At 35.1% G+C, this 12,654-nt stretch carries 12 protein-coding genes; 8 read left to right on the top strand and 4 right to left on the bottom strand.

The features are described from left to right. The 4 genes from NSA47_RS09660 to rpmH all read right to left on the bottom strand — a co-directional run bounded on the left by NSA47_RS09660 (position 1) and on the right by rpmH (position 1,590). A complete protein-coding gene (locus NSA47_RS09660) occupies positions 1–684 on the bottom strand; it encodes a YidC/Oxa1 family membrane protein insertase (protein ID WP_257531398.1) in 684 nt (227 codons plus the stop codon). 20 nt (positions 685–704) lie between these two features. After that, positions 705–917 carry a membrane protein insertion efficiency factor YidD gene (gene yidD / locus NSA47_RS09655; protein WP_257531396.1) on the bottom strand — a complete coding sequence of 71 codons (213 nt, stop codon included), beginning with the start codon at positions 915–917 and terminating at the stop codon, positions 705–707. Positions 918–929: 12 nt separating this feature from the next. Further along, positions 930–1,271 carry a ribonuclease P protein component gene (gene rnpA, locus NSA47_RS09650; RefSeq protein WP_257531394.1) on the bottom strand — a complete coding sequence of 114 codons (342 nt, stop codon included), beginning with the start codon at positions 1,269–1,271 and terminating at the stop codon, positions 930–932. Between the two features lie 184 nt (positions 1,272–1,455). Further along, positions 1,456–1,590 carry a 50S ribosomal protein L34 gene (rpmH, locus tag NSA47_RS09645; protein ID WP_257531392.1) on the bottom strand — a complete coding sequence of 45 codons (135 nt, stop codon included), beginning with the start codon at positions 1,588–1,590 and terminating at the stop codon, positions 1,456–1,458. 815 nt (positions 1,591–2,405) lie between these two features. On the opposite strand from rpmH, the gene dnaA reads away from it, so the two are divergent. From dnaA to rpe, 8 genes are all read left to right on the top strand, one after another. Then, complete coding sequence (gene dnaA / locus NSA47_RS09640) at positions 2,406–3,743, top strand: chromosomal replication initiator protein DnaA (protein ID WP_257531390.1); 1,338 nt, start codon at positions 2,406–2,408, stop codon at positions 3,741–3,743. Positions 3,744–4,012: 269 nt separating this feature from the next. Further along, on the top strand, positions 4,013–5,122 hold the full coding sequence (gene dnaN, locus NSA47_RS09635) for a DNA polymerase III subunit beta (RefSeq protein WP_257531388.1): 1,110 nt from the start codon (positions 4,013–4,015) through the stop codon (positions 5,120–5,122). 76 nt (positions 5,123–5,198) lie between these two features. Continuing rightward, a complete protein-coding gene (locus tag NSA47_RS09630) occupies positions 5,199–5,408 on the top strand; it encodes an RNA-binding S4 domain-containing protein (RefSeq protein WP_257531386.1) in 210 nt (69 codons plus the stop codon). Positions 5,409–5,515: 107 nt separating this feature from the next. Next, positions 5,516–6,619 carry a DNA replication/repair protein RecF gene (recF, locus tag NSA47_RS09625; RefSeq protein ID WP_257531384.1) on the top strand — a complete coding sequence of 368 codons (1,104 nt, stop codon included), beginning with the start codon at positions 5,516–5,518 and terminating at the stop codon, positions 6,617–6,619. A 111-nt stretch (positions 6,620–6,730) separates the two neighbouring features. Next, positions 6,731–7,006: an extracellular matrix regulator RemB gene (gene remB / locus NSA47_RS09620; RefSeq protein ID WP_257531382.1), complete on the top strand. Its 276-nt coding sequence runs from the start codon at positions 6,731–6,733 to the stop codon at positions 7,004–7,006. 16 nt (positions 7,007–7,022) lie between these two features. After that, positions 7,023–8,939, top strand: coding sequence for a DNA topoisomerase (ATP-hydrolyzing) subunit B (gene gyrB / locus NSA47_RS09615; RefSeq protein WP_257531380.1), 1,917 nt, complete (start codon positions 7,023–7,025; stop codon positions 8,937–8,939). A 16-nt stretch (positions 8,940–8,955) separates the two neighbouring features. After that, positions 8,956–11,460, top strand: a complete 2,505-nt coding sequence (gyrA, locus tag NSA47_RS09610; protein WP_257531378.1) for a DNA gyrase subunit A — start codon at positions 8,956–8,958, stop codon at positions 11,458–11,460. A gap of 122 nt (positions 11,461–11,582) precedes the next feature. Then, positions 11,583–12,230 carry a ribulose-phosphate 3-epimerase gene (rpe, locus tag NSA47_RS09605; protein ID WP_257531376.1) on the top strand — a complete coding sequence of 216 codons (648 nt, stop codon included), beginning with the start codon at positions 11,583–11,585 and terminating at the stop codon, positions 12,228–12,230. The last annotated feature ends 424 nt before the right edge of the window (positions 12,231–12,654 follow it).

Genomic DNA, 12,654 nt, shown 5'->3' with positions numbered 1-12,654 from the left:
CTATCTGGAAACCTCCTTATCCGACACTACACTCCTCATCATCACATATTGTTGTATCATTTGGAATACATTGCTTACCACCCAATAAAGGGCAAGTCCGGAAGGAAATCTTATACTAATCCAACCAATCATAAGAGGCATAATCATATTCATGGTCTTTTGGGTTTGATCGCCACTATTGCTTGTACTCATCATCTTAGTAGATAAATATGTCGTTAAGGCAGCAAGCACAGGCAATATATAGTATGGATCGGGATTTCCTAAGTTGGGTAACCATAGAAAACTTTGTGCAACATGTTGGTAGGTACCCTCTGGAAATACATAAGTCTGTGGATTCTGTAATACTCTAAATAAACCAATTAATATCGGAAATTGTATAAGTAGTGGTAAACATCCACCAGCAGGATTGTAATTATGTTCCTTATACAGTTCCATCATTTTCTCATTTAATTTTTGTTTATCATTTTTATACTTTTGTTGTAAAGCTTGAATCTTTGGTTGTATGGTCTGCATTTGCTTCATGGAATTGGTTTGCTTTAATGCCAAAGGAAGCAAAAATACTTTTACCACAACCGTAAAGGCAATGATAGATAGCCCATAGTTTTGGAATAGAGAATAAATTCCATATAAAAGCTTACCCAGTAAATCATATAGTATAGCCACTCGTATAAACCCCCATTTCATTATTGTGAATCCCCATCATCCTAAGGCAGAGGATCAAATCCGCCAGGATGAAAAGGATGACATTTTACAATTCTTTTTAGACCCAAATAAAGGCCCTTGGATAATCCAAATTTTTCAATTGCTCCATAGGTATATTGGGAACAAGTAGGATAAAATCTACAACTTTTAGGTAAAAGTGGGGATATCATCCTTTGATATAATCTTATTATAGATAATACCATTCTCTTCATCATAGACATCCAACCTTAGTTTTTTTCCAAAAGATCAACTTTTTTTAATAAATGGACCAATGCACTCTCTATGGATTTATAATCAGCATCATTAGCCTTTACTCTGGCAATCAAAATCATATCGTATCCTTTTTTAATTTTATCCTCATTTAGCCTATAACTTTCCCTCATCAATCTTTTTACCCGATTTCTAACTACACTATTTCCTACCTTCTTACTTACAGAAAGTCCTAGGCGATTCACATAATTTCCATTACTAGAATAATAAATTACCAGCAAACGATTAGCAAAGGATTGACCCTTATTATATAGTAGTTTAAAATCTTGATTTTTTTTTAGTGTATGGGTATCGTTCATTTAAAAATACTTCCTCCAATATTTGGGTAATCTTTACATTTATTATCCCCATTAAGCACGAAATTCTACATCTCATCTAAAAAAAAGGACAAATCCTCCTACTTCCTTTTTTTTATGAAATAGGAAAGTTAACCTTCCTATTTCATAAAAATAATTGTAGAAAAAGGCCACTATACTGCGGCCTTTATGCTGATAATACTTTTCTACCTTTTTTTCTTCTTCTTCTTAATACATTACGTCCAGATAAAGTAGACATCCTTTTTCTAAATCCATGGACTTTTTGTCTTTGTCTTTTTTTAGGCTGATATGTTCTTTTCATGCAAGGCACCTCCTCGTGTATCCAATTATATTAAACCATAGTTTACACCATTATAATAAGTTTACTATAAAATTATATCGATTACCCCTTACCATGTCAAGCAAGAAAAGCTGGTAATCCTCCCATATCTTCACAAAATAATACAGTTTTTTTCCATAACTAAATGACAACTTGTTCTTTCGGGTTGTTGAAAACGTCCCCTTTTGTTTCATTCTAAATGTAGAGTAGGGGAGTGGAACATCTTAAACTCGCTTAAATGCTCAATTTTTTCCTATGCTCACAATGACAAATTTAGGTATTTTCCTTTATATATGATTTTTCAACAGTCTCTGAGAACTTGTTCTCTACAGCAAATATTGTAGAATAATTTTCTATTTTTATAGCCTATGTGGATAATATTAATTTCTCTTCTTCTTTTTGTGGATAATTTATTTAATTTTTATTGATAAGCCCTGCATTATTTGATATCATATAAACACATTGTTGATAACTTATAGCTTTTATACATATTATCCACAAATTTTCATAGTTTGTGGATAATATTGTGGATAATTAAATAATAAAGGTTTATTTTTTCTTTTATGTGTCTATACTCAAGATAATTAGCAATATTTTCATGTTAATAAATTTTATCCACAGTTGTTGATTCATTCATTATACATATATACACGTATATCTTTTCACATTTTATCCACAAATTCAATCTAATGTTTGTCATCTCTTCTTTTTTCCCTAATTTTTATTTATTTCCTACAATTTTTATGTGGATAAAGAGTGGACAAACAGTTATTATTTACACGATAGGGGGTTTATCTATGACATCTCCACTATTTGAAGTTTGGGCAAAGACATTAGAAATTATCAAATCAGAACTAACCGAGGTTAGTTTTAATACCTGGCTAAAAACCATTGAGCCAATTTCCTACCAGGGCAACCGGATCATACTAGGGGTACCCAATGATTTTACAAAGGGAATATTGGAAGCTAGGTATATTGTTCTAATATCCAATGCTCTCAAACAGGTAACTGGAGAACAAATAAATATAAAATTTACTATACCCACTGAGGAGATCCAAAAAGAGGTATATCAAGAGAATGATGAAAAGGCCAATATAGTAAGTGCGCCACCAACCAATCTCATCCCCAAATATACCTTTGAAACTTTTGTTATTGGTAATAGTAATCGCTTCGCCCATGCTGCATCTTTAGCTGTAGCCGAGGCACCGGCCAAAGCATACAACCCATTGTTTATCTATGGGGGTGTTGGTTTAGGTAAAACTCACCTTATGCATGCCATCGCTCATTTTATTCTAAATCAAAATCCTAAATCCAAGGTCATGTATGTTTCCTCGGAAAAATTCACCAATGAATTAATTAATTCCATTCGGGACGATAAGAACGTAGAATTTAGAAATCGTTACCGAAATATTGATGTTTTATTGGTCGATGATATCCAGTTTATTGCAGGGAAGGAAAGTACCCAAGAGGAATTTTTCCATACCTTTAATGCCCTACATGATGCAAATAAGCAAATCATCATTTCCAGTGACAGACCTCCTAAGGAGATTCCAACCTTAGAAGATAGGCTGCGTTCACGCTTTGAATGGGGACTGATCACAGATATCCAACCCCCTGATCTGGAAACTAGAATTGCAATTCTTAGAAAAAAAGCAAATGTAGAAAATTTAGATATCCCCAATGAGGTTATGCATTTCATCGCCAAGAAAATTCAGTCCAATATTCGTGAATTAGAAGGGGCACTTATACGAATAGTGGCTTATTCCTCCCTAACCAATCAAGACATCACTGTGGAATTGGCCAATGAAGCTTTAAAAGATATTATTTCTTCCATCGCTCCCAAAAAAATTACCGTACCTTTAATTAAAGAGGTGATCGCGGAACATTTTAATATTCGCATGGAGGATTTTAATTCTAAGAAAAGAACCAAAGCAATTGCCTTTCCAAGACAAATTGCTATGTATATCACCAGAGAACTTACCGATCTTTCCCTTCCTAAGGTGGGAGAAGAGTTTGGAGGAAGAGATCATTCAACAGTAATCCATGCCTGTGATAAGATCTCTAATGACGTAAAAAAAGATATAAATTTAAAAAATACCATAGACAAATTTATTAAACAAATAGAAGGTAAATAAATTTAATCTTTAATATAAAAATGGACCTAAGGCAAACTATCTTTATTGTGGACAAATCTATGGATAAAGTGTGTATAAAGCCCGTCCATTTTTTTTTCAGTAAAACCTGTGGATAAGTAGGGCTTTTTTAGCCACATACTGTCCACACTCATTTCTTATTCGTTTTCCAATGTATAAGGGCTTATCCACAAATTCACAGCCCCTACTACTACTACTACTAAATTAATATATTATTTATATATATCTTTAATAAAGGAGGTTATCCACAAATGAATATTAAATGCTCAAAAAATCAATTACTGGAAGGGGTAGTTACCGTACAAAAAGCTGTATCCAGTAGAACCACTTTACCTATTCTAGAAGGAATCTTTATACAAGCAGAAGAGAATAAAATAAAACTTGTGGCTACTGATTTAGAAATAGGTATTGAAAGCTATATAGAGGGAGAAATTATAGAAGAGGGTTCTGTCGTACTTTCCTCTAGAATAATCAGCGAATTGATTAGAAAACTACCCGAAGCCCCAGTAGAAATTAAAAGCGATGAAGCCAATAAAACTTGGATTACCTGTGCCAGCTCAGAATTTGTTATCCAAGGCCAAAGCGGTTTGGAATTTCCAGATTTACCTGAAGTAAGTGATGAGAGTTTCACAGAAATTCCCCAAGATCTTTTTAAAAATATGATTAGGCAAACTATTTTTTCAGTAGCCCAAGACGAAACTAGACCTATTTTGACAGGAGCACTTCTTGAGGTAGACGAAAAAGCAGTTAGTTTAGCAGCTTTAGACGGATATCGCCTAGCCCTTCGTAAGGGAAAAACCTCCGGAGCAGGGAATGATAAAATAAGGGAAGTTATTCCAGGTAGAACCTTGAATGAAATTAGTAAAATACTATCAGAAGAGGAAAATATGATACAAATCTCCCATACAGGCAATCAGATTCTTTTTCAATTTGGAAATACTCGCATTATTTCTAGATTGTTAGAAGGGGAATTCATCAACTATAACCAAATTATCCCAGAAGAATACAAAACAAAAATAAAAGTAAAAACAAAAGATTTACTGGATAGTTGTGAAAGAGCTGCCCTCCTTGCCCGTCAAGGGAAAAACAACTTAATAAAAATGGAAATACAAGGAGAGCAAATGGTTATTTCCTCCAATGCAGAAATAGGGCAGGTTCATGAAGAAATAACCATAGAGATAGGGGGAGAGGAACTTACAATAGCCTTTAACTCAAAATACTTTATCGATGCTTTAAAAATTATTGAAGATGAAGAAATTATATTGGAATTTACAACCTCTGTCAGTCCTTGTGTTATAAAACCTATTGAAGAGGACTATTTTGTATATTTAATCCTACCTGTTAGATTATTAGAACATTAAAAACCACTATTTAAACCACCTTCAATAGGTGGTTTAAATAGTTAATTATAAAGATAGTTAAAAAAGGAGAACAGAAATGGAAAAAGTAAAAATAAAACCTCCCTATATCAAACTAGATCAATTGTTAAAATATGTTGGTATAGCAGAAAATGGCGGTATGGCCAAAATGATGATTCAAGATGGACTAGTTCAGGTAAATGGACAAGTAGTTCTACAAAGAGGAAAAAAAATAAAATCAAAGGATATCATAGAAATTGTTAATTATGGTAAAATAGAAATAGAATAACATAAGAACGTATGTTCTTGAAGAAAAGTATGATAGAATAAAAAAAGGAAGATTAAGATGGGTCTTCTTACTTTGTCATGGATTAAAAAGGGGAGGCAATTCACTTCATGTATATTGAAGAGCTTCATTTAAAAAATTATAGAAATTATAATCAATTAGATTTAAAGTTGCATCCCAAAATCAATATTTTTGTAGGAAATAATGCCCAGGGAAAAACAAACATCATAGAGTCTATTTATTTAATGAGTATTGGTAAATCCCATCGTAGTAGCAAAGATAAAGAAATCATAGCCTGGGGACAGGACCATGCTTTTTTAATGGGTAAATTTAATACAACCCAAGGCCAAAAAACAATAGAAATTGGACTTTCCCATCAGCGAAAAAAATTAATAAAAAGAAATGGCATAGTATTAGAAAAAATAGGAGAGCTTTTAGGTCAAGTCAATACCGTACTATTTTCCCCGGAGGACCTGAGACTAATCAAAGAAGGTCCAGTGGAAAGAAGAAATTTTTTAGATCGAGAAATATCGAATCTAAGACCTCAATATTATTATGCGTTACTGGAATATAATAAAATTCTTCAACAGAGAAACCACTTATTAAAAAAAATAAAGATACAACCCTCCCTAAGGGATACTCTCCCCCTATGGAATGAGCAATTAATCAATATGGGATCTAAGATTATTCAAATGCGTCTTCACTTTTTAAAAAAAATAAATGTTTTTACCAAGAGTCTTCACCATGAAATAACCGATGGCTTTGAAAAAATAGAATTATTTTATCAATCCACCTTAATCTCTTCTCTAGAGGAAATGCAGCAAATAAAAGAATTATTTGGTAAAGAACTCAAAAAAAGTGAGAACAACGATATAAAAAAAGGAACCACCACTATAGGTCCCCACCGGGATGATATCAAAATCAATGTCAACAAAATAGATATTCGTTCCTTTGGATCCCAAGGCCAACAGCGTACTGCTGCACTCTCTTTAAAACTCTCCCTTATCCAACTGATATATACTGAAACAGGAGAATTTCCTATACTTTTATTGGATGATGTGATGTCAGAGTTAGATCAGAAAAGGCAAAAAAAGCTTATTCATTCCCTACAGGAGGTACAAACCTTCATTACTTGTACCGATCTAAGCTTTCTAGAAGATATAGAGCTTAAAGAGAAAAAGATATTTGAAATTCAAGAAGGAAGAGCCAAATAAGGTTTTTAATACAAAAGTGATGTAATAATATTCCATTGTTTTTCTTTTAGAATCTAATCATAAAGGTTATAATAGAAAAGATGAAAAATTGGTATTTTAAGGAGGATTCCTATGTTACTTCATCTGGGCGGAGATGAAATGGTTTCTTTTAAGGATGTCATTGCGGTAATGAATTTAGAAATTGCCCAAATGTCAAAAGAAACTGTAGAATTTTTAGATATAGCAAGAGAAGAAGGATTTATAAAAAGAATTTCCAAAGAAGAACCAAAATCCTTTGTTTTAGCAGAGGTAAATCATAAGAGTATTATATATTTTTCACCCATCTCTTCAAATACCCTGATAAAAAGAATGGGTTTTATGGATAAAGTGAAAAAGTGTAATAAATGAAACTGGGGGGTAAGTAATGACCACACAAAATAATAATCAAGCTTATGGAGCAGAACAAATACAAGTATTGGAAGGATTAGAAGCAGTCCGAAAACGTCCTGGTATGTATATTGGTAGTACAGGAAATAGGGGACTTCACCATTTGGTCTATGAAATAGTGGACAACAGTATTGATGAAGCCCTAGCAGGCTATTGTGATAACATCCACGTAACCATTAAACCAGATAATTCTATAACTGTAGAGGATGATGGACGGGGAATCCCTACGGGCATTCATCCTAAAATGAAAAAACCAGCGGTAGAAGTGGCTCTAACCGTACTCCATGCTGGAGGAAAATTCGGCGGTGGGGGCTACAAGGTATCCGGAGGCCTCCATGGAGTAGGGATGTCTGTAGTAAATGCCCTTTCAGAATGGCTGGAGGTAAATGTAAAACAAGAGGGTAAAATTCATAGACAACGTTATGAAAGAGGTAAGCCTGTTACAGAGCTAGAGATTGTTGGAGAGACAAAAGAAACAGGAACAACCACTACCTTTAAGCCTGATCATCAGATATTTGATGAATTAGAGTATAGCTTTGACATCCTAGAACATCGATTAAGGGAACTGGCCTTTTTAAATAAAGGGATTAGAATTACCCTAAAGGATGAAAGAGAAGAAGAAAAACAAGAAGAATTTCACTATGAAGGGGGAATTGTTTCCTTTGTAGAGTATCTAAATAAAAACAAAGAGCCCATACACAGACAAATTCTTGGGTTTGAAACTGAAAAAGATGGTACTTTAATAGATGTAGCCTTCCAGTACAATGATGGATATGCCGAAAATATCTATACTTTTGCCAATAATATTAATACCACAGAGGGCGGCGTGCATTTAAGTGGTTTTAGAAGTGCCATGACAAGAACCCTAAATGATTATGCTCGAAAACAAAACTTTCTTAAAGAAAATGATAAAAATCTTTCCGGGGAAGACGTACGGGAAGGGATTACTGCGGTAATTAGTGTAAAGTTGACAGATCCTCAATTTGAGGGACAAACCAAAACAAAATTAGGGAATCCCGAAGTCAGAGGAATTGTAGAACAAGTGGTAGGGGAAAACCTATCTAGATTTTTAGAGGAAAACCCAAATGTAGGCAAGATTATTATGGATAAGGCTCTTACAGCTGCACGGGCAAGGGAAGCAGCAAGAAAAGCTAGAGAATTGACCAGAAGAAAAAGCGTGCTAGAAAGCACTTCCTTACCGGGAAAACTTGCTGATTGTAGTGAAAAAGATCCCAGTTTATCAGAAATTTTCATTGTGGAAGGTGACTCCGCTGGAGGATCTGCTAAACAGGGAAGGGATAGACGTACCATGGCTATTTTACCTCTAAGGGGTAAAATCTTAAATGTGGAAAAGGCAAGATTGGATAGAATATTATCCACCCAAGAGATTCGTTCTTTGATCACTGCCTTTGGAGTGGGGATATCTGAGGACTTTGACATAGAAAAGGCAAGATATCATAAAATCATTATTATGACAGATGCAGACGTAGATGGTGCCCATATTCGTACTTTATTATTAACCTTCTTTTATCGCTATATGAAACCATTAATTGATGCAGGTTATCTCTATATTGCCCAGCCACCCCTTTATAAGGTATCCAAGGGAAAGGTAGAAAAGTATGCCTATAGTGATGAGGAAATGGATGAAATACTAGGGGAAATGGGTAGAGACAATAATATAAATATTCAGCGTTACAAAGGTTTAGGAGAGATGAATCCCGAACAATTGTGGGAGACTACCATGAACCCAGAAAGCCGTACTTTGCTCCAAGTTACCCTTGAGGATGCCATAAGAGCAGATGAAATCTTCACCACTCTTATGGGAGAAAAGGTACAACCCAGGAGAGAATTTATAGAGAAAAATGCCAAAACAGTAATTAACCTAGATATATAGTCAAGGAGGTGCCATGATGACAGAAAATAATAATAGTGAAAATATTTTACAAATCAAGATAGAAGATGAAATGAAAAAATCTTATATAGATTATGCCATGAGTGTTATTGTATCCCGTGCTCTACCTGATGTTAGAGATGGACTAAAACCAGTCCATAGAAGGATTTTATATGCCATGAGCGAACTGGGAATAACCCCTGAAAAAGCCCATAGAAAAAGTGCCAGAATCGTCGGGGACGTACTGGGTAAATACCATCCCCATGGGGATACCGCGGTATATGATGCCATGGTAAGATTAGCCCAGGATTTCTCTACCCGTTATCCTTTAGTAGATGGACATGGAAATTTTGGTTCTGTCGATGGGGATGGCGCTGCTGCCATGCGTTATACCGAAGCTAAAATGACAAAAATGACTACAGAGTTATTGAGAGACATCAATAAAAATACCGTGGATTACAGACCAAACTTTGATGAAACCTTGAAGGAACCAACAGTATTGCCTTCTCGTTTCCCTAACCTATTGGTCAATGGATCCTCAGGTATCGCTGTAGGTATGGCCACCAATATTCCTCCCCATAACCTTGGAGAGGTGATTGATGGATTACTTAAGATTATTGATAATCCTGAGGTCACCATAGAGGACTTAATGAAAAAGATTAAGGGACCAGATTTTCCAACCGGGGGAATTATTTTAGGGAAGAATGAAATAAGATCTGCTTATACCACTGGAAGAGGAAAAATCAAGGTAAGGGCTAAAGCCAATATTGAGCAAATGGCCAATGAGAGATTTAGAATTATTGTCACAGAAATTCCTTATCAGGTAAATAAAGCTAGACTTATTGAAAAGATTGCTGACTTAGTAAAGGAAAAACGAATTGAGGGCATTTCTGACCTAAGGGATGAATCAGATAGAAATGGTATGCGTATTGTTGTGGAGTTGAAAAGGGATGTTAATCCCAATGTAGTATTAAATCTACTATACAAATATACGCAAATGCAAGATACCTTCGGAGTGATTATGCTATCCCTTGTGAATGGTGAGCCAAAGGTACTTAATCTACGTCAAATGCTGGACTATTATCTAGAGCACCAAAAAGAAATTATCGTCAGAAGAACTCAGTTTGATTTGGAAAAAGCAGAGGCCAGGGCACATATCTTAGAAGGTTTAAGGATTGCATTAGATCACATTGATGAAGTCATTAAGCTGATTAGAGGTTCTAAAACAGCCCAAATAGCAAAAGAAGGTTTAATGGAGAAATTCCAGTTATCCGAAAAACAAGCCCAGGCCATTTTAGATATGCGTCTACAACGCTTAACTGGATTGGAAAGGGATAAAATAGAAGAAGAATATAGTGGTTTATTGGAAACTATTAAAGGATTAAAAGAAATTCTAGGGAGTGAAACTCTTATCTATCAAGTGATTAGAGAAGAATTACTAGACATCAAAGAAAAATACAATGATGATCGAAGAACAGGTTTTGATCTTGATGCTTCTGATTTTGATATAGAAGACTTAATCGAAAAAGAGGATGTGGTCATTACTTTAACCCACTTCGGATACATTAAACGACTACCCTCTGATACCTATCGTTCCCAAAGAAGGGGAGGAAGAGGGATGGCTGCCCTAAGTACGAGAGAAGATGATTTTGTGGAGCATCTCTTTATGACGTCTACCCATCACTACCTCTTGTTTTTTACCAACAAAGGGAGAGTATATAGACTCAAGGCCTTTGAAATACCTGAGGCAAGTAGACAGGCTAGAGGAACAGCTATTGTCAATATTCTACAGTTAGAACCAGGGGAAATGATTGCAGCAGTTATCCCTGTTAAGGAGTTTACCCCTGAACATTACTTAATTATGGTGACTAAGTTAGGGATGGTAAAGAAAACAGAACTAGTAGAATATGATACCTCCAGAAGATCGGGTTTAGCTGCCATTACCATCAAGGAAAATGATGAACTTATTGGTGTACGATTAACCAATGGGGATAAAGAAGTGATCATTGGTACAGAAAAAGGATATGCCATTCGTTTTTCTGAAAATGATGTCCGGGCTATGGGAAGAACGGCTATGGGCGTAAAGGGAATAGATCTAAGAAATAAAGACCAAGTTATTGGGATGGATTTAGTGTCCGAGGGATCCTATGTTCTAGCCGTAAGCGAAAATGGATATGGTAAAATGACCTCCTTAGAGGAATACCGTACCCAGGGCAGAGGAGGAAAAGGTGTAATCACCTATAACTTGACCAATAAAACCGGTGAATTGGTAGGAATCCGAATTGTAACAAAAGAAGATGAAATCATGTTAATCAATAATCAAGGCATAGTTATTAGACTAGAAGCTGAAGGAATATCAGAAATGGGTAGAAGTACCCAAGGGGTCACCCTAATGAGAGTAGGGGGAGAAGACAAAATTGTTTCAGTGGCAAAAGTCTATGTAAGTGAAGAAGTAGTAGAAGAAGCTAAAGATATGGAAAAAGCTGAGGTAAGGGAAGTCACTGAAAATAATACAGAAAAATAATTATAAATAAAAGGACGATAAATATCGTCCTTTTATTTATAAAAACCTAAAAATAAAGGGGAAAATCTCATTCTTTTGATATAATATGGGTATCTATAAAGTAGAAAGAGAAGGTGAGAAGCATGATTAAAATAGCGCCCTCTATTTTAGGGGCAGACTTTGGAAATTTAGAAAGAGAGATAAAAGAATTAGAAGAACTCAATATAGAGATACTCCATCTTGATATGATGGATGGAAATTTTGTCCCCAATATTACCTTTGGACCAGATCAAATCAAAAACCTAAGACCAAAAAGCAAAATGATATTTGATGTTCATATGATGGTGCAAGATCCTGATCGATTCATTCCTAGGATAGCGGAGGCAGGAGCGGATATTATTACTATTCATCAGGAAGCGACTACCCATCTGCATAGAAGCATTCAGCTTATAAAGAGTACAGGAGTCAAAGCAGGAGTAGTCCTAAACCCTGCAACCCCTCCAGAAACCCTTCAATATATCCTAGAAGATATCCATATGGTATTACTGATGACTGTAAATCCAGGCTATGGTGGACAAAAATTCATTCCAGTTATGACAGAAAAGATAGCTAAAACAAGAGAAATGATCTCATCCTATCCTATAGATCTTCAAGTGGATGGAGGAATAAATGATGTGACAGCAAAACAGTGTATAGAAGCAGGAGCAAATATATTAGTAGCAGGTTCCTACGTCTTTAATGGAGATAAAAAAGAAAATATTCGTAAGTTATTAGGAGAAAATGAAAGATAAAACATCGGTAAATAGTTAAGTAGAGGGTAGAAGAAAGGGATTTCCATCTCCCTAGGATTCTCTACCCTCTACTTTTTTAAAAGAATGAGGTATTGCAGCATAAAAGGTATAAAATACCAGTTGAAAAGCGAGAAGAAGCATGATAAGCTATAAAAGCTCTCCGAGAGAGGGCAAAATAAACAGGATAACAAGAAAAAAGAAAAAAGCTGTTGACAGCTTTGCAGAAACCTGTTAAAGTAGTAAGAGTCGCCAGCAAGGGACGAAACAGCACCTACTTACAGTAGGGGATAGCCTGCAAAACAACTTCAAAGAATTTCTTCCAAAGAAATAAAAAAAGTTGTTGACAAAAGAAATGCCAGGCTATATAATAGTAAGAGTCGCCGCAAGAAAAGGCGACAAAGAAATTGATCTTTGAAAATAGAAC

The organism is Irregularibacter muris, from assembly GCF_024622505.1.
GTDB lineage: Bacteria > Bacillota > Clostridia > Eubacteriales > Garciellaceae > Irregularibacter > Irregularibacter muris.
The sequence above is the reverse complement of the archived record's forward strand: the minus strand, read 5'-3'. Positions and strand labels throughout refer to the sequence as shown.

Bases quoted from the DNA above. Each gene is read 5' to 3' on its own strand.
- gyrB (WP_257531380.1), top strand. From the start codon at position 7,023: ATGACCACACAAAATAATAATCAAGCTTATGGAGCAGAACAAATACAA.
- yidD (WP_257531396.1), bottom strand. From the start codon at position 917: ATGATGAAGAGAATGGTATTATCTATAATAAGATTATATCAAAGGATG.
- NSA47_RS09660 (WP_257531398.1), bottom strand. From the start codon at position 684: ATGAAATGGGGGTTTATACGAGTGGCTATACTATATGATTTACTGGGT.
- remB (WP_257531382.1), top strand. From the start codon at position 6,731: ATGTTACTTCATCTGGGCGGAGATGAAATGGTTTCTTTTAAGGATGTC.
- rnpA (WP_257531394.1), bottom strand. From the start codon at position 1,271: ATGAACGATACCCATACACTAAAAAAAAATCAAGATTTTAAACTACTA.
- dnaA (WP_257531390.1), top strand. From the start codon at position 2,406: ATGACATCTCCACTATTTGAAGTTTGGGCAAAGACATTAGAAATTATC.
- dnaN (WP_257531388.1), top strand. From the start codon at position 4,013: ATGAATATTAAATGCTCAAAAAATCAATTACTGGAAGGGGTAGTTACC.
- recF (WP_257531384.1), top strand. From the start codon at position 5,516: ATGTATATTGAAGAGCTTCATTTAAAAAATTATAGAAATTATAATCAA.
- gyrA (WP_257531378.1), top strand. From the start codon at position 8,956: ATGACAGAAAATAATAATAGTGAAAATATTTTACAAATCAAGATAGAA.
- NSA47_RS09630 (WP_257531386.1), top strand. From the start codon at position 5,199: ATGGAAAAAGTAAAAATAAAACCTCCCTATATCAAACTAGATCAATTG.
- rpmH (WP_257531392.1), bottom strand. From the start codon at position 1,590: ATGAAAAGAACATATCAGCCTAAAAAAAGACAAAGACAAAAAGTCCAT.
- rpe (WP_257531376.1), top strand. From the start codon at position 11,583: ATGATTAAAATAGCGCCCTCTATTTTAGGGGCAGACTTTGGAAATTTA.